Here is a 21,715-nt window from a genome sequence, read left to right on the forward strand (position 1 = left end):
CGGCATTTCCGTGACCGCCTGGCCATAGACCATGGCAAACGGCAGTTCCTGCTGGGCGCCGGCCTGGGGATCGACAACGGTTTCCACTGCGGACATTCAGGCCTCGACCATGAACGGCGCGGGGTCGCCGCAACCGACGCGGATCACTTCCGGGTCGTCGCCGGTCAGGTCAATCACGGTGGACGCCTTGATCCCGCCGAAACCGCCGTCAATGATCAGGTCGACCTGATGTTCGAGCATTTGGCGCATTTCGTACGGATCGCTCAGCGGGTCTTCGTCACCGGGCATGATCAGGGTCACGCTCATCAGCGGCTCGCCGAGTTCGGCCAGCAACGCCAGGGCAATCGGATGGCTCGGCACCCGCAGGCCGATGGTGCGTTTTTTCGGGTGCAGCAACAGCCGTGGCACTTCGCGGGTGGCGTTGAGAATAAAGGTGTAAGGCCCCGGCAGGTGCGCCTTGAGAATGCGGAAGGTGCCGGTGTCGATCTTGGCGTAGTTACCCAGTTGCGACAGGTCGCTGCAGATCAGCGCGAAGTTGTGCTTCTCATCGAGCTGACGCAGACGACGCACGCGCTCAATCGCGTTCTTGTCGCCGATCTGGCAACCGATGGCGTAGGAAGAGTCCGTGGGATAAATCACCACCCCGCCCTTGCGGATGATCTCGACTGCCTGTTTGATCAGGCGCGCTTGCGGGTTTTCCGGATGGATCTGGAAAAATTGACTCACGTTTTCTACCTGTTCAGACGGCGGCAATATCTGTGTCATGTTTGAACCGACACCACAGGGGTGGAAGGTCCTCGGGAACCGGCCGGTACTGGCCAATTTCGGACCAGCCTCCAGGGCCATGGAAATCACTGCCGGCGCTGACCAGCAGACCGAACTCACGGGCAAGGATTGCCAGGCTGCCGACCTGTTCCGCAGGCTGATGGCCATTGACCACCTCGATCGCATGCCCGCCTGCTTGAATATAGTCGGCAATCAGCTTTCGGCGCTTGCTGCGGGTGAAATCGTAGTGCCATGGATGCGCCAGGCTGACCCACGCCCCGGCAGCGCGCAGGGTGCCGACGGTGTCTTCCAGGCTCGGCCAGTGCTGCTTGACGTCACCCAGCTTGCCGGCGCCGAGCCACTTGCGGAACGCTTCGGCGCGATCCTTTACAAAACCTTCACGCACCATCCAGTCGGCGAAATGCGGACGGGCCGGGGCATTGCCGCTGTCGCCCAGCTCTTGCTGGATCTGCCGGGCGCCTTCGAGGGCACCGGGCATGCCCTTGAGGCCGAGCTTGCGGCTTATTTCTTCGGACCGCAGCCAGCGACCATCGTGCAATCGGGCGATGGCCTCGACCAGTGGCGCGGCATTGACGTCGAAACCATAGCCCAGCACGTGGATGGTCGCGCCGCCCCAGGTGCAGGACAGCTCGACGCCATTGACCAGTTGCATGCCCAGTTCTTCAGCGGCGCTGCGCGCTTCGGCGAGGCCTTCGAGGGTGTCGTGATCGGTCAACGCCAGGACTCGCACGCCGTTTTCGAACGCACGCGCAACCAGAACCGCAGGCGCCAGGGCGCCATCGGAGGCCGTGCTGTGGCAGTGCAAATCAACATTCACGGGGAGTTGTAACCTCAAATCAGCTGGCGCTATCGCGCGCCCATATGTTTGTTATTATGCCGCCACATCCAGCTTCTGGCTCTCACTGTGAAACAATTCATCGATTTCATCCCGCTTCTGCTGTTTTTCATCGTTTACAAACTTGATCCACGGGTGGTCGACGTTGCCGGCCATGAAGTGACTGTAGGCGGTATCTACAGCGCCACCGCGATGCTGATCATCAGCTCCCTGGTGGTCTACGGCGCGTTGTTCATCAAACAGCGCAAGCTGGAAAAGAGCCAATGGCTGACCCTGATCGCCTGTCTGGTATTCGGCAGCCTGACCCTGGCCTTCCACAGCGAGACCTTCCTCAAATGGAAAGCCCCGGTGGTCAACTGGCTGTTCGCCCTGGCCTTCATCGGCAGTCACTTCATCGGTGACCGTCTGCTGATCAAACGCATCATGGGCCACGCGCTGACCCTGCCGGATCCGGTCTGGACCCGCCTGAACATCGCCTGGATCGCCTTTTTCCTGTTCTGCGGGGCTGCCAACCTGTTTGTGGCGTTCACCTTCCAGAGCATCTGGGTCGACTTCAAGGTGTTCGGCAGCCTGGGGATGACCGTGCTGTTCCTGGTCGGTCAGGGCATCTACCTGTCCCGCCATCTGCATGACGCCGATACCACAACGCCAAAAACCGAGGACTGACATGCTCTACGCCATCATTGCCACCGACGTCGCCAACTCGCTCGAAGCGCGCCTCGCCGCACGCCCGGCCCACCTCGAACGCCTGCAAGTGCTCAAGGGCGAAGGCCGCATCGTGCTGGCCGGCCCGCACCCGGCGGTCGACAGCAATGATCCGGGCGCTGCGGGTTTCACCGGCAGCCTGATCGTCGCCGAGTTCGACTCCCTGAGCGCGGCGCAAGCCTGGGCTGACGCCGATCCGTACATCGCCGCTGGCGTGTACGCCAATGTGATCGTCAAGCCGTTCAAGCAAGTCCTGCCGTAAAAAGAGGCAACCCTGTGGCGAGGGGATTTATCCCCGTTGGGTTGCGCAGCAACCCCAAAGCCATTCAATGCGGTGTGCCTGACACACCGCATGCTTCCATTTCAGGTCTGCTTCGCAGCCCATCGGGGCGGTGCGACGTTTCGATGAATCCCCTCACCACAAAAATCATCAACCGCAATATCTCCTCCACCCGCACTGAACCTTCCTGATTCTCACCGCTCTCAATCGCTCATTATTCTCGTTTGCCTGCCGACAACCTGCCCAATATCCATTTGCAAGCAGGAATCGCGATGCGCAAGGGTCCGTTGTGTCTGATGTGGGTCACGTTGTCGATCATGGCGCCCGCCCATGGTGAGGAATCCACCGAAAGCGGCAGCTCCACGCCTCTGTCATTGAGTGCCGGCAGCCAGATCACCGAGTTGCAGCAACGCCTCAAGGCCAGCGAGCAGCAGCGGGAAGAACTGAACAAACAACTGCAAAATGCCGACAACACCCGCGAAAGCGCCCAGCTTGCCCGATTGCGCCAGGAGAACCAGCGCCTGAAGCTGCAACTCAAGGAAGCGCAGGCCAGCCCGTTGCCGCGTCTGTTGACCGAACAGCAGCAATGGTTCGTCACGGGCGCCGGAGTAGCGCTATTGGCGCTGCTCTGCGGTATCTTTGCCAGTGGAGCAAGCCGAAAACGTCGGCAATGGCTAAATTGAGTGAGTCATGAGCGAGCTGTTACTGATTGATGATGACCAGGAGTTGTGCGAACTCCTGAGTAGCTGGCTGAGCCAGGAAGGCTTTCTGGTGCGCGCCTGCCACGATGGGCAGAGTGCGCGCAAGGCGCTGGCCGAATCGGCGCCTGCCGCTGTGGTGCTGGACGTGATGCTGCCCGATGGCAGCGGTCTGGAACTGCTCAAGCAACTGCGCAGCGAACACGCCGACCTGCCGGTGCTGATGCTCTCGGCCCGGGGCGAACCGCTGGATCGCATCCTCGGTCTGGAGCTGGGCGCCGACGATTACCTGGCCAAACCCTGCGATCCGCGTGAACTGACCGCGCGTCTGCGCGCCGTGCTGCGCCGCAGTCACCCGGCCGCCGTGTCGACCCAACTCGAGCTTGGCGACCTGAGCTTCAGCCCGGTGCGCGGCGTGGTCAGCATCGACGAGAAAGAACTGACCCTCACCGTTTCCGAAAGCCGTCTGCTCGAAGCCCTGCTCAAGCAGCCCGGCGAGCCACTGGACAAACAGGAACTGGCGCAACTGGCCCTCGGCCGCAAGCTGACCCTGTACGACCGCAGTCTCGACATGCACGTCAGCAACCTGCGCAAGAAGATCGGCCCGCACCCCGACGGCCGCCCGCGGATCGTCGCCCTGCGCAGCCGTGGTTACTACTACAGCCTCTGAGCCACATCCGAAACAACGACGCCCCCCTGTAAGAGCTGCGGCACGCTGCGATCTTTTGATCTTCAAAAACAAAGATCGCAGCCTTCGGCAGCTCCTACAGGGGGGATATGTGTAAGGCTGGAGACAACGCGTCTTTACCCAAGCTTTACGCAGCCCTGACCGCCGCTGACCTTGATCTCCGTAATCTGTACTCATCCGGAACGTACCGGGAACGAGACAAGGAGATACACCATGCGCAAGACTCTTATCGCTCTGATGTTCGCTGCCGCTCTGCCAACCGTCGCCATGGCTGTGCCACAGGATGGCGGCCCGATGGGTGGCCCGCTCGACGGCCCACGCCACGGCGGTCAGATGCACGGCATGCACGGCAAAGGCCCGTACAGCCAACTCGACCTGTCCCGCGAACAGCGCGATCAGATCCGCAAGATCATGGGCGAGCAGATGCACGAACGTCGCCAAGTGGTAGAGAAGTACCTGGAAAAACTCTCGCCGGCCGACCAGAAAGCCATGAAAGACGAAATGGCGGCCAACCACAAGAAAGCCGAAGCCGACGTACGCAACCTGCTGAAACCGGATCAACAGAAGAAATTCGACGAGATCCAGAAGAAACAGGCTGAACGCCGCGCTGAATGGGCCGAGTTCAAGGCATGGAAAGCGCAACAGCCGCAAAAGGCGCAATAATGCGATAACCCGGACCCGACGGCTAACCGCCGTCGGGTCTGTTGCGACTCAATCCAAATGTGGGAGCGGGCTTGCTCGCGAATGCGGTGTATCAGACAAGGCAATGTTGACTGACGCACCGCATTCGCGAGCAAGCCCGCTCCCACATTGTTGAGTTTTTGTTTGATTGAGGATTTTCTGTGCGTTCATTGTTCTGGCGTATTCTCGCGAGCTTCTGGCTGGCCATCGCTCTGGTGGCCGGGCTGTCGATCCTGCTCGGGCACATGCTCAATCAGGACGCGTGGATCCTCAGCCGCCATCCGGGCCTCAACACTCTGGCCGCCGAATGGACGCAAACCTACGAAGCCCAGGGCGAAGACGCCGCGCAGGACATCCTCGAACAACGCAAACGCCAATATCACATCGACGTTCAGGTGCTGAACGAAAGCGGCGACCCGGTGGTGCGTGGAACCTTCCCGCGTCGCGCCGCCGCCTTCGAAGCACGGCAGAACAACGATGACCGACGCCTGCCCTGGCGGCGCCTGACCGACGAATTCACCAGCGACAAAACCGGTGACACCTACCTGTTCATCTTCCGCATCCCGCACCCGGAACTCGACGCCTGGCACCGCGAAAGCCTGCTCTGGCCATTGAGCGCGCTGGGTATCGCGCTGGTGGTGCTGACCCTGTTCAGCCTGCTGGTGACCTTCTCCATCACCCGCCCGCTCAGTCGTTTGCGCGGTGCAGTGCATGATCTGGGCCAGACCACCTATCAGCAGAACAGTCTGGCGAAACTGGCCAACCGGCGCGATGAATTCGGTGTGCTGGCCAACGACTTCAACCGCATGGGCGCGCGCCTGCAAAGCCTGATCGGCAGTCAGCGCCAGTTGCTGCGCGATGTGTCCCACGAACTGCGCTCACCTTTGGCGCGACTGCGCATTGCGCTGGCACTGGCGGAACGCGCCAACCCGGAAGAACGGGAAAAGCTCTGGCCACGCCTGACCCGCGAATGTGATCGGCTGGAAGCGCTGATCAGTGAAATTCTGGTGCTGGCGCGAGTCGATGCCGATAACGCCAGTGCCGAAGCGGTGGACCTCAACGCCCTGCTCGGCACCTTGCACAAAGATGCCCGGCTCGGCTCACCCGAGCAGACCGTACGCCTGGACGCCGAACCACACCTGACGCTGACCGGCTGGCCGACCATGATCGAGCGCGCCGTCGACAACCTGCTGCGCAACGCCCAACGCTTCAACCCGGTGGGTCAGGCAATCGAGATGCAAGCCACGCGTCAGGGCGAGCGGATTGTGGTGAGCGTGCGCGACCACGGACCGGGTGTGCAGGCCGAGCATTTGAGCCAGTTGGGCGAGCCGTTCTACCGAGCGCCAGGGCAGACCGCGGCCGGGCATGGTCTGGGCCTGGCGATTGCCAAGCGTGCGGCGGAGCGGCATGGCGGAAGTCTGCTGCTGGCCAATCATCCTGAGGGCGGGTTTGTCGCCAGTCTGGAATTGCCTTTGGTGCCGGGAGCAGTGGTCCAGCCCTGATCAAACTCTAGGAGTGAGCCTGCTCGCGATAGCGGTGGATCAGAGAAAAATCTATTGACTGATCCACTGCTATCGCGAGCAGGCTCACTCCTACATTTGATCGGTGGTGTCAGGCCTTGCCTGGCCAGGCGCTGACGAACTCGGCCAGATCAACCTTCTCCGCCACACGCGGTTCTTTCTGCGGCGTGCCGAGGTACAGGAAGGCAATCACCTCTTCGCCTTCCGCCAGACCCAAACCTCTGGCCACATGCTTCGAATACGCCAGATCACCGGTACGCCACACGGCACCAATCCCCTGCGCATACGCCGCCAGCAAAATCCCGTGCGCCGCACACCCCGCCGCCAGCAACTGCTCGGACTTCGGATACTTGACGTGATCCTGCAGTTTTGCGATCACCACGACCACCAGCGGCGCCCGCAGCGGGCCGTTGCGCGCCTTGTCGATCATCGCTTCAGTGACTTCGCCGTCCTGCATTTGCGCCGCTTCAGCCAGTAACTCGCCCATCCGCTCGCGTGCCGCGCCTTCGACGGTAAGGAAACGATACGGCTGCAAGTGGCCGTGATCTGGTGCGCGCAGGGCTGCGCCAAACAGCGCTTCGCGCTGCTCGGCGGTAGGGGCCGGTTCGACCAGGCGTGGAACGGAAACACGGTTGAGCAAAGCGTCGAGAGCCTGCATCGGCCACCTCCTGAGAAAAATGTGCGGCTATTCTAGCGGTATCCGGCAACAGGGTGCCGGTTTACATGCCCTGCCCCACGGGTAGAATGGCGCCCTTCCTACATCAGCCCGAGCGGACTTCATGGCGTTGCCGACCTTACGGATCATTGGTTTCATCATCGGCATCTTCCTGATCACCCTGGCCATCGCCATGGTCGTGCCCATGGCCACCCTGGTGATTTTCGAGCGCACCGGCGATCTGCCGTCGTTCCTCTGGGCGAGCATGATCACCTTCGTCGCCGGCCTCGCACTGGTAATCCCCGGCCGCCCCGAACACATCCACCTGCGCCCCCGTGACATGTACCTGCTGACCGTCAGCAGCTGGCTGGTGGTGTGCATTTTCGCCGCGCTGCCGTTTTTGCTGACCCAGCACATCAGCTACACCGACTCGTTCTTCGAAAGCATGTCCGGGATCACCGCCACCGGTTCGACCGTGCTCAATCATCTCGATGACATGTCCCCCGGGATTCTGATGTGGCGCTCATTGCTGCACTGGATCGGCGGCATCGGCTTTATCGGTATGGCGGTGGCGATCCTGCCGCTGTTGCGCATCGGTGGCATGCGCCTGTTCCAGACCGAATCGTCCGACCGTTCGGAAAAGGTCATGCCGCGCTCGCACATGGTGGCGCGCCTGATCGTGGCGGCGTACGTCGGCATCACCATCCTCGGCAGCCTGGCGTTCTGGTGGGCCGGGATGAGCCCGTTCGATGCGATCAACCACGCGATGTCGGCGATTTCCACCGGCGGTTTCTCGACCTCCGACCAGTCGCTGGCGAAATGGACACAACCGGCGGTGCACTGGGTCGCGGTGGTGATCATGATCCTCGGCAGCCTGCCGTTCACCCTGTACGTCGCGACCATGCGTGGCAACCGCAAAGCGTTGATCAAGGACCAACAGGTGCAGGGTTTGCTCGGTATGTTGCTGGTGACCTGGCTGGTGCTCGGCACCTGGTATTGGTGGACCACCAATCTGCACTGGCTGGACGCCCTGCGGCATGTGGCGCTGAACGTGACGTCGGTGGTCACCACCACCGGTTTCGCCCTCGGCGACTACAGCCTGTGGGGCAACTTCTCGCTGATGCTGTTTTTCTATCTGGGCTTTGTCGGCGGCTGCTCCGGCTCGACGGCGGGCGGGATCAAGATCTTCCGTTTTCAGGTGGCCTACATCCTGCTCAAGGCCAACCTTAACCAGTTGATTCACCCGCGCGCGGTGATCAAACAGAAGTACAACGGTCACCGTCTCGACGAAGAAATCGTCCGTTCGATCCTGACCTTTTCGTTCTTCTTCGCCATCACCATCTGCGTGATCGCCCTGCTGCTGTCGCTGCTCGGGGTGGACTGGATGACCGCGTTGACCGGCGCTGCCAGCACCGTATCCGGCGTCGGCCCGGGGCTGGGCGAGACCATTGGCCCGGCGGGCAACTTCGCCACCTTGCCGGATGCCGCGAAGTGGATCCTGTCGTTCGGCATGCTGCTCGGCCGACTGGAGATCATTACGGTGTTTGTGCTGTGTATTCCGGCCTTTTGGCGTCACTGACCGGCGCCTGCAACAGCCGCGCCCGGTAATCGCCGGGCGTGGTGTCGAACCAGCGGCGGAACGCGCGGAAGAAGTTGCTCGGGTCGGCAAACCCCAGCAGATAGGCAATCTCCAGCAAGGTCATGCTCGGCTGCGCCAGATACTGCTCGGCCAGTTCGCGGCGAGTGTCGTCGAGCAACTGCTGAAAACTCGTGCCCTCCTCCTGCAACCGGCGCTGCAAGGTGCGCTGCGACAGGTGCAGGGTCTGCGCCACGGTATCGCGCTTGGGTTCGCCCTGCGGCAGTAAACGACACAACACCTGGCGCGCCTTGTGGGTCACGCGGCTTTCAGAAAATCGCGCCAGGTATTCCCCGGCAAACCGGTCGTGCAGCAGCGCCATGGCTTCGTTGGCGGTGGGCAGTGGTGCTTCCATGTCGGCCCGTTCGAAAATCAGCGCATCGTACGGCGCGTTGAACATCAGCGGCGCATGGAAGGCTTGCCGGTAAGGTTGCAGATCGGCGGGTTCGTCACCCTGAAACAGCACTTTGACCGGGTGCAGGGTGCGCCCGCTCAACCAGCCGCACAGGCCCAGCGCACAGGCCAGCGAGGCTTCGGCGCTCTGCCGGGTCGGCGGCAGGTGATCGCCATGCACCGTCAGAATCAGCGCGTAGCCTTCTTCGAGCAGACGAAAACTCAGGTCGGCGCTCTCGGCGATGATCCGCTGATAACGCACCAGGCGTTGAAAGCCTTCGGCCAGGGTGTTGCTCGACATCAAGGCATAGCCGGCGACATGGAACGACGCCGGACGCACCACCTTGCCCATGTTCAGGCCGATCGCCGGGTTGCCGGACAGCTCGACCGCCCGTTGCCAGAGGCGGGTCATGGAATCTTGCGGGAAGCGCGCATCCGGATCGTCCAGGGCGGCGTAATCGAGCCCCAGTTGCTTGAACAGAACCCGGCAATCCAGGCCGTCCATCTCCAATGCTTTGACAATCCCCATCGCCCAGCTTGCAGAAGTCGTTCGTTCGCTCATGGCGTTATTCTTTTACATGATGGATCGCATCTTACGACCCGATTTGCGAAGGATACTAAAGTGGCGCCCATTGTCACTGGCTGATACCAGTGTTCACTCTAGACTCAAATAAGCTACCCGCCGAACAACTTGCCATCAGAACAATAACCACAGAGATCGCGGTCGTGGAAAACATCAAGCAATTCAATACGTTCGCCGAGTTCTATCCGTATTACCTCAGCGAACACGCCAACAGCACCTGCCGACGATTGCATTTCATCGGCACCACGCTGGTGATTTTCATCCTGGCCATGACCATCGCCAAAGGCGCGTGGTTGCTGTTGCTGGCCCTGCCGCTGGCCGGTTACAGCTTTGCCTGGATCGGGCATTTCTTCTTTGAAAAGAACCGTCCGGCGACTTTTCAGCATCCGCTGTACAGCCTGCTCGGCGACTTCGTCATGTACCGCGACATGATCCTCGGCCGCGTGGCGTTCTGAATCCCGACACACCTGGAGGCTTGCCGATGAACGCCAATGCCCGCTTCACCCATATGCAGGACGGCACGCAGGAAGACTGGGCAATCATCGCCGCAGACTTCAGCGCCTACGCCCGGCAATTGCCGTCGCGGATCGTCGCGCACCTGAAGTTGCTCGAAGGTGATTTCGGCGGCTTTCCGGTGGATCGCCTGACCCACTCGCTGCAAACCGCGACCCGCGCCTATCGCGACGGGCGTGACGAGGAGTACGTGGTCTGCGCGCTGCTGCATGACATCGGCGACACCCTCGGCTCCTACAACCACCCGGACATCGCGGCGGCGATTCTCAAGCCATTCGTCAGCGCCGAGAATCTGTGGATGGTCGAGAAGCACGGGATTTTTCAGGGCTACTACTTCTTCCATCATCTGGGCATGGATCGCCATCTGCGCGAGCAATTCGCCGCGCATCCGCAGTATCAGGCGACGGCGGAATTCTGCGCCAGATACGATGCGGCGGCGTTTGACCCGGCCTATGACAGCCTGCCACTGAGTTTCTTCGAGCCGATGATGGAGCGGCTGTTTGCGCAGCCGAAGCACTCGATCTACAAGGCGGCGATGGAAGAGCACTCCCCGGCGTAAGGCGAACCGCTGCGCGGTTCATCGCGAGCAGGCTCACTCCTACAGTTGACCGCGTTCCAACTGTAGGAGTGAGCCTGCTCGCGATGAGGCCTTCCCTGACAACCCAACACTCAGGCGATCTCAGCGACCTTGGCCGCCTTGAGCTGCGCCTCCCGCGCCTGCGCATCGGCCAGCCGATACAACTCGATCGTGCCGTCCCAGTGCTCGATCAACGCCGTGCACGACTCCACCCAATCGCCGCAATTGAGGTAGTCCACCTCGCCGACTTTACGAATCTCGGCATGGTGAATGTGCCCGCAGACCACACCGTGCAGCTCGCGTTTGACGCATTCGTGGGCGATGGCTTCTTCGAAGTCGCTGATGAAACTCACCGCGGTCTTGACCTTGTGCTTGAGGTACGCAGACAACGACCAGTAACCGTAGCCATACCGGGCGCGCCAGTGGTTGAGCCAACGATTGAGAGTCAGGGTGAATTCGTAGGCCGAGTCGCCGAGAAAGGCCAGCCAGCGGTGGTAGCGGGTGATCACGTCGAACTGGTCGCCATGGATCACCAGCAGGTGTCGGCCATCCGCCGTGACATGCACCGCCTCATCGACCAACTGGATGTTGCCGAGGATCAGCTTCGAATAACGGCGCAGGAATTCGTCGTGGTTGCCGGTGACGTAGATCACCTCGGTGCCGCGCTTGCTCATCGTCAGCAGGCGGCGGATCACGTTGGTATGCGCCTGCGGCCAGTACATGCCGCCACGCAGTTTCCAGCCGTCGATGATGTCACCGACCAGGTAGATCTTGTCGGCGTGGTAGCCCTTGAGAAATTGCGACAAGTGCTCGGCCTGGCAATCCCGCGTGCCGAGGTGCACGTCGGAAATCCACAAGGTACGCACCCGTTGTTTGCGGCTGGGTTTGGCGAGCTCGGCGCTGGTCATGGGCAACCCTCTGCGATGTTTTCGCCACTGTGCACGCGCCGGGTGAATCGACCATGACAGGCAGGCGTCAGTCGTGTGACAGCGCGCAAGCGCCTTGCCCCGGTGTAGACTGGCGCTCACTTCGGAGACCTCTGCCATGCGCCCGATCCTCACCCTGCGCCAATACACCCACGACCTGATCGTCCACAGCCACGACCACGCGCAACTGGTGTTCGGGCTGTCCGGCGCGCTGGATTTCGAAGTCGAGGGTCAGGGCAGCCAGGTGCGCCAGCAGAGTTTCATGGTCGTCCCCGGCGGCGCGCATCACGCCTGCGGCAGTCCCGATGGCAGCCGTTGTCTGGTGCTGGACGTACCCGACGGGCAATGGCTGAACGATTCGCTGGGCGAGCACGCCGACGCCAGTCAGCGCTTGCTCGACCAGCCTGCGCGGTTGTCCCTTGATGCCGGGCAAAGCCAATTGGTCAACTGGCTGGCGCACAGCCCGGTCAGCGATCCGCTAATCGCCCAGCAAGGCGCGGTGCTGCTGCTGGCCAGCCTGAATCACGCCAGACCCGCCGAACTCTCGGCGCGGCGCCTGCCCTACGCGGCACTGGATGCGCACATCGAGCAGCACGCCGCCTACCCGCTGCAAGTGGCGGATCTGGCGCAGATCGCCGGGTTGTCCAGCGCCCGGCTGCACGCGCGCTTCATGGCGGAATGCGGGCAGACGCCGATGGACTACATTCGCAGCCGGCGGCTGCACAAGGCGGTCTGCCTTCTTCGCGAGACGGCGCTGCCCATCGGCGAGATCGCCAGTCGGGTCGGCTACAGTTCGCAGAGCGCGTTCGCCGCGGCGGTGCTGCGTGAGTTCGGCGCTTCACCGGGGCAGTTGCGCCGCGATTCCTGCGACAAAAAACGCTAGTTCGCCGACAGACTTCTGCGCCGTAACACGTTTCAATGTGCATTCATGTGTAGGAGCTGCCGCAGGCTCGGGCCGCGTTCGGACGATCTTTTGACTTTGGCTTTTCAAGATCAAAAGATCGCAGCCTGCGGCGGCTCCTACATTGAATCTGTGTTCGGATTAAGGATTGCAATGACTCCGCGTACCGCCCTCGGCGCCCTGCATATTGGCGCTCTGATGTTCGGCCTGACCGGTGTGTTCGGCAAACTCGCGGCCGCCTCGCCGGCGGTGATCGTCTTCGGGCGTGCGGCGTTTGCCGTGCTCGCCCTGGCCTTTTTCGCGCGTTTCGCCAGTCAGAACGGCTGGCAGAAACTGCAGGCGGTCGACTGGCGACGCCTGGCGCTCAGTGGCGTGTTGCTGGCCGGGCACTGGGTGAGTTTTTTCATCGCGGTAAAAGTCGCCGGCGTGGCCATCGCCACCCTGGGCTTTGCCAGTTTTCCGGCGTTCACGGTGATTCTCGAAGGGCTGATCTTCCGCGAACGCATCCGCGCCAATGAAATCGTGCTGGTGGTGTTGGTCAGCGTCGGTCTGGTGCTGGTGACCCCGGCGTTCGATCTGGCCAGCGGCGCCACCACCGGACTGCTCTGGGCGGTGCTGTCAGGCTTGCTGTTCGCCCTGCTGTCGCTGACCAACCGCGCCAGCTCCGGACGCATCCCGGCGGTGCAGGCCGCGCTGTGCCAGAACGTGGTAGTGGCGCTGTGTCTGCTGCCGGTCGCTGGCCCGCAACTGAGCGAAGTGCGCGCGCTGGACTGGCTGTGGATCGGCCTGCTCGGGGTGTTTTGCACCGGCGTCGCCCACAGCCTGTTTGTCGCCAGCCTTGCGGTGATCAAGGCGCGCACCGCTGCGGTGGTGTTCGCCATGGAACCGGTTTACGGCATCACCATCGCCTGGCTGCTGTTCGATGAAAACCCGACCGTACGCATGCTGATCGGTGGCGCGCTGATCATCGTTGCCATCGTGGTCTCGGCGCGGATGTCAGGCAGCGCCGACAAGAAAACCGTCGCTGCCGAAGCCGCATCTCACTGAGTGCGGTCGTTGTGGCCGAGGTCGCGCTCAGGGTCGATCTGATCGCGCACCCGCTGCTTGAGCACCTTGGCCTCGGGGAAACCGCCGTCGGCCTTGCGCTCCCAGATCTGCACGCCGTCGCAGCTGATGTGAAACACCCCGCCGGTGCCGGGCACCAGCGAAACCTTGCCGAGGTCATCGCCAAAGGTGCTGAGCAGTTCCTGCGCCAGCCACGCGGCGCGCAGCAGCCACTGGCATTGGGTGCAATAAGTGATGACGATTTCCGCTTTGGCGACAGTCATGTGCGCTGAAACTCCTGAGACAGAGGGCGCCGCTATAATAGCCGGCTTTATCGCTTGCCCCGAGACTCACCATGCGCCGTTTGCTGTTCTGCCTGCTGCTTGGCTTTCTGCCGTTCTTTGTTGATGTCGGCGTTGATGCCGCCGAAGCCCCCCGCCCGAAAGTCGGCCTGGTGCTGTCCGGTGGCGCCGCCCGTGGCCTGGCGCACATCGGCGTGCTCAAGGCCCTCGAGGAACAAGGGATCAAGATCGACGCGATCGCCGGCACCAGCATGGGCGCGGTGGTTGGCGGCCTGTACGCCTCGGGCTACAAGATCGACGAACTGGAAAAACTCGCGCTGAACATCGACTGGCAACAGGCCCTGTCCGACGCGCCGCCACGGGAAGACGTGCCGTTTCGCCGCAAGCAGGACGACCGCGACTTTCTGGTGAAACAGCAACTGAGTTTTCGCGATGACGGCAGCCTCGGCCTGCCACTCGGGGTGATTCAGGGCCAGAACCTGGCGCTGATGCTGGAAAGCCTGCTGGCGCACACCAGCGACACCCGCGACTTCGACAAGCTGCCGATCCCGTTCCGCGCCGTGGCCACCGACATCGCCAATGGCGAAAAAGTGGTGTTCCGCAAAGGCCATCTGCCGCAAGTGATCCGCGCCAGCATGTCGATTCCGGCGGTGTTCGCCCCGGTCGAACTGGACGGCCGCCTGCTGGTGGACGGCGGCATGACCGACAACATCCCGCTCGACGTCGCGCGGGAAATGGGCGTCGACGTGGCAATCGTGGTCGACATCGGCACTCCGCTGCGCAACCGCAAGCAACTGACCACCGTGGTCGACGTGCTCAATCAGTCGATCACCCTGATGACCCGGCGCAACTCCGAAGAACAACTGGCCGCCCTCAAGCCCAGCGACGTGCTGATTCAGCCGGCGCTGGCAGCATTCGGCGTGACCGACTTCGGCAAGGCACAGGAGATGATCGACGCCGGTTACCGCGCCACGCGGATTCTCGACGCCCGCCTCGCTCAGCTCAAACCTCACGAATCCCAGGACGCCGAACTCAATGCCGCTCGCGCCCCGGGCCAGCGCACGCCGATCATCACCGCGATCAGGGTAGAAAATGATTCGAAAGTCGGCGACGACGTGATCCGCTATTACATCCGCCAGCCGATCGGCGAGCCACTGGACCTCGGCCGACTGCACTCGGACATGGGCACGCTGTACGGCCTCGATTACTTCGAACAGGTGCAGTATCGCGTAGTGCACAAGGGCCAGGATCACACCCTGGTGATCAGCGCTCGGGGCAAACGCAGCGGCACCGATTACCTGCGGGTCGGCCTGAACCTGTCAGACGACATGCGCGGCGACAGCGCCTTCAACCTCGGCGCCAGCTATCGCATCAACGGCATCAACCGCCTCGGCGCGGAATGGCTGACCCGGGCGCAGATCGGCGACAAACAGGAGCTGTATACCGAGTTCTATCAGCCGCTGGATGTCGGTTCGCGCTACTTCGTTGCCCCGTATGCTGCGTTTGAAGCGCAGAACGTCGATTCAATTCTCGACAACGATCCGATCGCCCAATACCGCGTCGAGCGCTATGGTTTCGGCCTCAACTTCGGTCGGCAGATCGGCAACAACGGCGAAATCCGCTTCGGGGTCGGCGAGGCTTGGGGCAAGGCCGACGTGCGCATTGGCGATCAGAACCTGCCAAGCGAAAACTTCACCGAAGGTTTCTATTCGCTGAAGTACTCGTTCGACTCACTGGACAACGTCTACTTCCCCCACGAGGGCAAGGACGTCAGCCTGACGCTGATGCAATTCGAACCGGGCCTGGGCTCGGACACGCGCTACCGGCAATGGGAATTCAAGCTGGACAAAGCCATGAGCCATGGCCCGGACACGCTGATTCTTGGCGGCCGTTATGGCCGAACGCTGGACGACGCCAACGTGGTGACGTCGAGCTTCCTGCTCGGCGGTGCACGGCAGTTGTCGGGTTTCCGTGAGGATTCGATTTCCGGGCAAAACGTCAGCCTGATGCGCGCGGTGTATTACCGCCGGCTGACGCCGCGCGCCTACCTGCCACTGGATTTCCCGCTGTACGCCGGGGCGTCGCTGGAACGTGGCCGGGCGTGGAACAACGACAATGAATTCGACAGTGGTTACATCAATGCCGCCAGTGTGTTTATCGGCTTCGATACGCCGCTGGGGCCGCTGAACTTCACCTATGGCCTGAATGATGCGAATGAGCAGGCGGTTTATCTGAATCTGGGGCAGACGTTCTGAGTATTTTCCTGGATCGATGGCGCCTGACAGTCCGCCTTCGCGAGCAAGCCCGCTCCCACAATGGAACGCATTCCAACTGTGGGAGCGGGCTTGCTCGCGAAGGCGTCAGGACAGGCACCGCCTCAGCCAATGACACGCCGATCAGCGAATCCCCGCCAACAGGGTTCTCGCGGTTTGCTTAAGGGGCTCATCCCCTTCCTTGAGCAATTCATTGAGCAAGGCAATCGCACTGTCGATGTCGCCATCATCAATGCAGGTCTGCGCCTGTTCGAGTTTCCCCGACCCGAATGCGGGTTCCGGCTCGTCGGTCTGAAGATTCAGCGGCTCCAGGGTCAGCGACTGCTCCGGATCAGCGAACTCGTTGAGAAAGTCGTCGTCCAGCGGCTGTGCGTCCGGTTCGGGAATCCATTCCAGCTCCGTCTCTTCGCTGGCCACTGTTTGCGGCAACTCGAAGTCCGCCGGCAGGATTTCAAGGCCGGAGTCAGCCGCAGACCGCTCTGCGGGCTGAGCAGATGCCACACGACTGTCCTCCAGATCCCAACTGGAGGCCATCGACAGCTCACCCAGGTTCAATTCGAAATCATCCTCGGGCGCTGGTGACGCAGGCGCCGGCGTGGCCGCAGCAGCGACAATCGGCAACACCGGCGCGATCGGCGCAGCGCTGTGCAATTTCGGATGGCGGTCACGGATCGCGGCCAGTTGCTGAGGATCAACCCCTGCATCACGCAGGCGGCTTTCCTGCTGTGCATAAGCCGCGCTGTCGCCCTGCCGACCCAACACTTCGAGCAATTGCACTCCCAACTCGGTGCGCTCCGGTTCCTTGTCCATGGCATCGCGCAGCAGCCCGACCGCCTCGCTCAGACGCCCATAGGCCAGATAGATCCCCACCGCTTCCAGGACATCGCCGGTCGCCGGTTCCTCTCGGTGTTCGGTGGCTGTGCGGAGGCTGGCGGATTGCGCGGTGGGCGGGTCTTCAGCGTCGATGGGCTGGACGGCCGGCAGCGCCGCCAATGGTGCCGAGTCCTGTGCCAGTTGGCGCCGACGACGGATGAACAGCCCTCCCCCCAACAACCCCAGCAGCATCAGCAAGCCACCGAGCAGCGGCCAGTTGAGGCCATCGTCGGCAGCTTCAGGCGCGGTGGTGACCGGCGCAAGTGTTGGCTGCGTGACAGCCGGTGCCGGTGGCTGTTGCAGTTCGCTCAAACGCGTCTGCAGATCACTGATCTGCTTTTTGCCGTCGGCCAACTGGACATCCTGCGCCTGCAGTCTGGCGTTGAGTTCGTCAACGGTCTTTTGCAGTTGCTGATTTAGCAACACGCTGGCCGCCAATTGCTCGGCCACGGCCTCGTTGACTGGCGCAGCCGCCGCGGCAGGGGTTGGCGCTGAAGGGGCGGCGTCGCGCTTGCCCTGAGCAGCCTGAGGCGCCGTCGTGGCAGGTTCGACGGTGGGAAATTCAGAAGATTGCGGACGTGGATCGGGCTCGTCGTTGGCCGGCACGATACTCGGCGATCCGGGCGGATCGATCAGCACCGTGTACTCGCGCAGCAGGCGGCCATTGGGCTGATTGAGCTGCACCAGAAAATTCAGAAAGGGTTCGTTGACCGGTTTGCGCGAGGTCACCCGGATCATCTGGCGATTGCCATGCAGGATCGGGGTGAACTTGAGGTCATTGAGGAAGAACACCCGCTCGACCCCGGCCCGGCCGAATTCATCCGCCGTGGCCAGGCTCACCGAGAGGTCGCTGGCACTCAGCCCCCCGGCATCCACCAGCGCGATGTCGGCCTTGAGCGGCTGATTGAGGGCCGAGTGGACGGTGATGTCACCCAGCCCCAGTGCCATCGACCAAGTCGAATAGCTGAATACACCAGCGACCAGCAGCCATTTGGCGCCACCGCGCAGTACTACGTGCCGACTTGCGAGCATGAGCATCCCTTAAATAAGCAAAACCGGTTTCTATGCGTTCGCACATCCGGTACGAACACGATATTGCCCAGTAGTTCTTATAGTCTGCTCAGCGCGATCCCTCAAAAAACCTCTGTGCAGTTATGCCTCAAGATTTTTCCAGATTGCCCAGAATGTGCCCGTGAACCCGCATGCACACCTTCAAATCCGCCTCGTCGACGCCTTCGAACAATTCGTGGCGCAGCTGCGTGGCAATGGTTTCGATTTGTTCGATCAGCGGCAGCGCCGGAGCGCAGAGAACGATTTTTTTCGCCCGGCGGTCTTCCATCACCGACTGACGTTGCACCAGGCCCTGGCTTTCCAGGCTGTCGAGCAAGCGCGCGAGGGTCGGCCCTTCGACACCGACGCTTTGCGCCAGCTCGCGTTGGGTCGGCGCGTCTTCGAAACGCGCCAGATGCAGCAGCACCAGCCAGCGCGCCTGGGACAACCCCAGACCGGCCAGCCGGCGATCCAGTTCGGCACGCCAGCCACGGGACATCTGGGCCAATTGCATGCCAAAGCGGTGTTGATCGGTTAACGGCATAAAACACTCATGAGTAGACTGACAAATAGAGAAAAACTAATTATTAGTCAGCTAAGCATGACATTTGGCTATAGGCAAGAGCCGACCTGTACTGAATCGTTACAACTGCCTGACGGTTGGCGCAATCGCCGTCTTACATTTCGAATTCCGATTGCAACGCAGCCCTTACGCAGTAAAGAACGCCTTCCGGAACACGCCCGGCGAACAGCTCGGCCACTTCGGCGACCGACGGTAACTCACCTTCGCCGTCGAGGAACGCGTCCTGTACCTCGCCCATCAGTTCTTCCGGCAAATCGAGCGCCTGCTCCAGCGACAATTGCTGTTTGCCGATGGCCTCGGCGAGCATGGTGTAGACGTTCTTTTCCGAGCACTGCAATTGCCCGGCGATCTGCATCGGGGTCATGCCGGCGCGGGCCAGGGTGATCAGTTCGTGACGCACATCGGCCACCACTTTCGGCGCTTCTGCCTCGCCGCCGAGCACTTCGAGGAAGGCTTCGCCGTAGCGTTCCAGTTTGCGTGCACCGACACCGCTGACCCGTGCCATGTCGGCCAGCGAGGTCGGCTGGCTGCGGAGCATTTCCAGCAGGGTCGAATCGGGGAAGATGACGTACGGCGGCACACCGTGTTCTTCGGCTAGTTTGCGCCGCAGCGCACGCAGGGCTTCCCACTGTTCGCGCTCTTCGCCACGCACCAATTGGCTGGCCGGGCTCTTGCTCGCGGTCTTGGCGGTGACCTGCGGCTTGAGGTCGCGGCGCAGCTCCAGGCTCACTTCGCCCTTGAGCAATGGCCGGCAGGTGTCGCTCAGGCGCAGGCCACCGTAGCCTTCGTGATCGACATCGGCCAGACCACGGGCCACCAGTTGCCGGAACAGCGAGCGCCATTCGCTCTCGCTCAGCGCCTTGCCGACGCCGTACACCGACAGGTGCTGATGCCCGAAGCTGCGGACCTTCTCGTTGTCCTTGCCCAGCAACACGTCCACCAGATGGCCGACGCCATAGCGCTGGCCGGTGCGATAGATCGCCGACAGCGCCTGGCGTGCCGGCTCGGTGGCGTCCCAGGTTTGCACGCCGTCGACGCAGTTGTCGCAGTGACCGCACGGCTCGGGCATGTCTTCGTCGAAGTACGCCAGCAGGGTCTGGCGGCGGCAGCGCGTTTCCTCGCAGAGCGAGAGCATGGCGTCGAGCTTGTGCTGCTCCAGACGCTTGTGGCGCTCGTCGCCCTCGGAGTTCTGCAGCATCTGCTTGAGCATCACCACGTCTTGCAGACCGTAGGCCATCCACGCGTCCGCCGGCAGGCCGTCACGCCCGCCACGCCCGGTTTCCTGATAGTAGGCCTCAAGGGATTTCGGCAGATCGAGGTGCGCGACGAAACGCACGTTGGGTTTGTCGATGCCCATGCCGAACGCCACGGTGGCGACCATGATCAGGCCTTCCTCGTTGAGGAAGCGCTTCTGGTGATAGGCGCGCAGATCGTTGGGCAGCCCGGCGTGATACGGCAGCGCCGGGAAGCCCTGCTCGCTGAGGAATGCGGCAACTTCTTCGACCTTCTTGCGCGACAGGCAATAGACGATGCCGGCATCGCTGCGCCGCTCGGCGAGGAACGCCAGCAACTGCTTGCGCGGCTGTTCCTTGGGCACGATGCGGTAGAAGATGTTCGGCCGGTCGAAGCTCGACAGGAAGCGCTCGGCGTTCTGCAGGTGCAGGCGCTCGACGATTTCTTCGCGGGTGCGCTTGTCAGCCGTGGCCGTCAGGGCGATGCGCGGGACATTCGGGAATAACTCCGCCAACTGCCCCAGTTGCAGGTATTCGCGACGGAAGTCATGACCCCATTGCGACACGCAGTGCGCTTCGTCGATGGCGAACAAGGCGATCTCGAGGCTTTGCAGGAAGGCCAGCATGCGCGGCTGCACCAGACGCTCGGGGGCCAGATAGAGCATCTTTACTTCGCCGCGCTTGATCCGCGCCGCCAGATCACGCTGCTGCTCGGCGCTCAGCGTGGAGTTCAGCGCAGCGGCAGCCACGCCCAGCTCTTCGAGGGTGGCGACCTGATCGTCCATCAAGGCGATCAACGGCGAGACCACCACCGCCAGGCCTTCGCGCAACAGCGCCGGCACCTGGAAGCACAGGGACTTGCCGCCACCGGTAGGCATCAGCACCAGCGCATCACCGCCGCTGGCCACGCGCTCAATGATTGCACCCTGACGGCCACGGAAACTGTCGTAGCCGAAGATGTCCTTGAGGACGCGTTGAGCCTGTTCGAGCATAAAAACTCCAAAAATCTACCGAAACATCCCTGCACAGGCTGGTTCAGGACAGCCAGCGCCGCTTAAACAAAACGTAAGAGCGCATTGCCAGATCACCGCAATACGAGCAGGGAGCGCAAAACGCGGCAGTATACCCGAGCCCTCCCCGGCAGGGGGTGCCACTGAGAAGACTCCGCTAGCCGCCAACACGAAAACCCTGTGGGAGCGGGCTTGCTCGCGAAGGCGGCGTGCCAGTCGATGCAAAAGTGTCTGATACGCCGTATTCGCGAGCAAGCCCGCTCCCACAGGGATATTCGTGTTGCCTGTAATTGCGGCAAATCTGCCTTGCGGCTGGCTTGAGCGCGCAAGAAGGCCTAGAATTCCCGCATTGTTTATTCCCCCAAGGTAGCCCCGTAATGTCCTTCGCTGAGCAACTGACCCGCCTGCAAGTCTTCCTCGACGCCGACGAGCTGCACGAAGAGGCGCTGGATTACGTGGCCGCCCACGGTTACCTGACCGCCCTGTCCATCTGCGCCGAAGACGTGCCGGAGCGTGAGTGGATCGACGCCCTGTTCGCCGAAGAGCCGCATTACAGCAGCGAGGCCCAGCGGGAAGAGATCGAAGCCACGCTGATCGGCCTCAAGGCACACATCGCCCGTCAACTGGCGTCCGACGAAGAATTCGAGCTGCCGTGCGATCTGGACCTCGGCGACGAGCCGGACGACTCCGAACTGCGCGGCTGGTGCATCGGTTTCATGGAAGGCGTGTTCCTCCGTGAAGCGGCCTGGTTTGAGACCGCTGAAGAAGAAGTCAGCGAAATGCTCCTGCCGATCATGGTCGGTTCGGGCCTGTTCGACGAACAGCCAGAGTTCGAAGACATCGCCAAAGACGCCAACCTGATGGACGACATGATCGTGCAGATCCCGGAAGCCCTGACCGCCCTGTACCTGCTGTGCCAGGCCCCGGACGAAAAACCGGCGATCCTCAAGCCACGTCACCACTAAGTTCCG

22 protein-coding genes are annotated in these 21,715 nt (G+C 62.1%); 13 read left to right on the plus strand and 9 right to left on the minus strand.

From position 1 onward, the window contains the following. Positions 1–96: 96 nt before the first annotated feature. Together ACIOUG_RS04490 and ACIOUG_RS04495 are read right to left on the minus strand one after the other, a co-directional pair. Positions 97–726, minus strand: coding sequence for an L-threonylcarbamoyladenylate synthase (locus ACIOUG_RS04490; protein WP_401062853.1), 630 nt, complete (start codon positions 724–726; stop codon positions 97–99). 13 nt (positions 727–739) lie between these two features. Continuing rightward, complete coding sequence (locus ACIOUG_RS04495; protein WP_401062854.1) at positions 740–1,603, minus strand: PHP domain-containing protein; 864 nt, start codon at positions 1,601–1,603, stop codon at positions 740–742. A gap of 87 nt (positions 1,604–1,690) precedes the next feature. Between ACIOUG_RS04495 and ACIOUG_RS04500 the strand changes: the two genes are divergently transcribed. The 6 genes from ACIOUG_RS04500 (at position 1,691) to ACIOUG_RS04525 (ending at position 6,175) form a co-directional block, all read left to right on the plus strand. Beyond that, positions 1,691–2,287 (plus strand): septation protein A, encoded by a 597-nt coding sequence (locus tag ACIOUG_RS04500; protein ID WP_258678933.1) that lies wholly within the window; start codon positions 1,691–1,693, stop codon positions 2,285–2,287. Position 2,288: 1 nt separating this feature from the next. Continuing rightward, positions 2,289–2,588 carry a YciI family protein gene (locus ACIOUG_RS04505; RefSeq protein WP_007966019.1) on the plus strand — a complete coding sequence of 100 codons (300 nt, stop codon included), beginning with the start codon at positions 2,289–2,291 and terminating at the stop codon, positions 2,586–2,588. Between the two features lie 290 nt (positions 2,589–2,878). Beyond that, complete coding sequence (locus tag ACIOUG_RS04510; protein ID WP_401062857.1) at positions 2,879–3,289, plus strand: translation initiation factor 2; 411 nt, start codon at positions 2,879–2,881, stop codon at positions 3,287–3,289. A 7-nt stretch (positions 3,290–3,296) separates the two neighbouring features. After that, a complete protein-coding gene (locus tag ACIOUG_RS04515) occupies positions 3,297–3,974 on the plus strand; it encodes a response regulator transcription factor (RefSeq protein WP_401062859.1) in 678 nt (225 codons plus the stop codon). Between the two features lie 231 nt (positions 3,975–4,205). Beyond that, the gene (locus tag ACIOUG_RS04520; protein WP_108591186.1) at positions 4,206–4,655 is read left to right on the plus strand and encodes a Spy/CpxP family protein refolding chaperone; all 450 of its coding nucleotides are present in this window, start codon (positions 4,206–4,208) and stop codon (positions 4,653–4,655) included. A gap of 179 nt (positions 4,656–4,834) precedes the next feature. Continuing rightward, a complete protein-coding gene (locus ACIOUG_RS04525) occupies positions 4,835–6,175 on the plus strand; it encodes a sensor histidine kinase (RefSeq protein WP_401062861.1) in 1,341 nt (446 codons plus the stop codon). Positions 6,176–6,284: 109 nt separating this feature from the next. Here ACIOUG_RS04525 and ACIOUG_RS04530 read toward each other — a convergent pair whose 3' ends face one another. Continuing rightward, on the minus strand, positions 6,285–6,851 hold the full coding sequence (locus ACIOUG_RS04530; protein ID WP_401062862.1) for a nitroreductase family protein: 567 nt from the start codon (positions 6,849–6,851) through the stop codon (positions 6,285–6,287). Positions 6,852–6,972: 121 nt separating this feature from the next. Here ACIOUG_RS04530 and ACIOUG_RS04535 point away from each other — a divergent pair, with 121 nt between their 5' ends. Then, positions 6,973–8,427: a TrkH family potassium uptake protein gene (locus ACIOUG_RS04535; RefSeq protein ID WP_401062864.1), complete on the plus strand. Its 1,455-nt coding sequence runs from the start codon at positions 6,973–6,975 to the stop codon at positions 8,425–8,427. On the opposite strand, the gene ACIOUG_RS04540 is transcribed toward ACIOUG_RS04535, so the two are convergent. After that, complete coding sequence (locus ACIOUG_RS04540) at positions 8,384–9,439, minus strand: AraC family transcriptional regulator (RefSeq protein WP_401062865.1); 1,056 nt, start codon at positions 9,437–9,439, stop codon at positions 8,384–8,386. The two genes, ACIOUG_RS04535 and ACIOUG_RS04540, sit on opposite strands and share 44 nt — an antisense overlap. 164 nt (positions 9,440–9,603) lie before the next feature. On the opposite strand from ACIOUG_RS04540, the gene ACIOUG_RS04545 reads away from it, so the two are divergent. Both ACIOUG_RS04545 and ACIOUG_RS04550 read left to right on the plus strand, forming a co-directional pair. Continuing rightward, positions 9,604–9,915, plus strand: coding sequence for a DUF962 domain-containing protein (locus ACIOUG_RS04545; RefSeq protein ID WP_095139324.1), 312 nt, complete (start codon positions 9,604–9,606; stop codon positions 9,913–9,915). Positions 9,916–9,941: 26 nt separating this feature from the next. Next, on the plus strand, positions 9,942–10,532 hold the full coding sequence (locus ACIOUG_RS04550) for an HD domain-containing protein (protein WP_401062867.1): 591 nt from the start codon (positions 9,942–9,944) through the stop codon (positions 10,530–10,532). Between the two features lie 110 nt (positions 10,533–10,642). Here the strand turns inward: ACIOUG_RS04550 and ACIOUG_RS04555 are convergent, their stop codons facing one another. Continuing rightward, the gene (locus tag ACIOUG_RS04555; protein WP_007966031.1) at positions 10,643–11,458 is read right to left on the minus strand and encodes a UDP-2,3-diacylglucosamine diphosphatase; all 816 of its coding nucleotides are present in this window, start codon (positions 11,456–11,458) and stop codon (positions 10,643–10,645) included. A 136-nt stretch (positions 11,459–11,594) separates the two neighbouring features. Here ACIOUG_RS04555 and ACIOUG_RS04560 point away from each other — a divergent pair, with 136 nt between their 5' ends. Together ACIOUG_RS04560 and ACIOUG_RS04565 are read left to right on the plus strand one after the other, a co-directional pair. Continuing rightward, on the plus strand, positions 11,595–12,359 hold the full coding sequence (locus tag ACIOUG_RS04560) for an AraC family transcriptional regulator (RefSeq protein ID WP_401062869.1): 765 nt from the start codon (positions 11,595–11,597) through the stop codon (positions 12,357–12,359). A 171-nt stretch (positions 12,360–12,530) separates the two neighbouring features. Then, the gene (locus ACIOUG_RS04565; protein WP_401062871.1) at positions 12,531–13,424 is read left to right on the plus strand and encodes a DMT family transporter; all 894 of its coding nucleotides are present in this window, start codon (positions 12,531–12,533) and stop codon (positions 13,422–13,424) included. Here the strand turns inward: ACIOUG_RS04565 and ACIOUG_RS04570 are convergent. Next, positions 13,418–13,705 (minus strand): SelT/SelW/SelH family protein, encoded by a 288-nt coding sequence (locus ACIOUG_RS04570; RefSeq protein ID WP_401062872.1) that lies wholly within the window; start codon positions 13,703–13,705, stop codon positions 13,418–13,420. The genes ACIOUG_RS04565 and ACIOUG_RS04570 overlap by 7 nt on opposite strands. Positions 13,706–13,776: 71 nt before the next feature. Between ACIOUG_RS04570 and ACIOUG_RS04575 the strand changes: the two genes are divergently transcribed. Next, entirely contained in the window at positions 13,777–15,978 is a 2,202-nt protein-coding gene (locus tag ACIOUG_RS04575) for a patatin-like phospholipase family protein (RefSeq protein WP_401062874.1), read from the plus strand. A gap of 141 nt (positions 15,979–16,119) precedes the next feature. Here the strand turns inward: ACIOUG_RS04575 and ACIOUG_RS04580 are convergent, their stop codons facing one another. The 3 genes from ACIOUG_RS04580 to recQ form a co-directional block, all read right to left on the minus strand. Further along, complete coding sequence (locus ACIOUG_RS04580; RefSeq protein WP_401062876.1) at positions 16,120–17,901, minus strand: FimV/HubP family polar landmark protein; 1,782 nt, start codon at positions 17,899–17,901, stop codon at positions 16,120–16,122. Positions 17,902–18,028: 127 nt separating this feature from the next. Next, positions 18,029–18,463, minus strand: coding sequence for a MarR family transcriptional regulator (locus ACIOUG_RS04585; RefSeq protein ID WP_027613988.1), 435 nt, complete (start codon positions 18,461–18,463; stop codon positions 18,029–18,031). 133 nt (positions 18,464–18,596) lie between these two features. After that, complete coding sequence (recQ, locus tag ACIOUG_RS04590) at positions 18,597–20,726, minus strand: DNA helicase RecQ (RefSeq protein WP_247840236.1); 2,130 nt, start codon at positions 20,724–20,726, stop codon at positions 18,597–18,599. A 395-nt stretch (positions 20,727–21,121) separates the two neighbouring features. On the opposite strand from recQ, the gene ACIOUG_RS04595 reads away from it, so the two are divergent. Beyond that, the gene (locus tag ACIOUG_RS04595) at positions 21,122–21,709 is read left to right on the plus strand and encodes a YecA family protein (protein ID WP_007962155.1); all 588 of its coding nucleotides are present in this window, start codon (positions 21,122–21,124) and stop codon (positions 21,707–21,709) included. The last annotated feature ends 6 nt before the right edge of the window (positions 21,710–21,715 follow it).

Source organism: Pseudomonas sp. NPDC087803 (assembly GCF_044742995.1).
Classification (GTDB): domain Bacteria; phylum Pseudomonadota; class Gammaproteobacteria; order Pseudomonadales; family Pseudomonadaceae; genus Aquipseudomonas.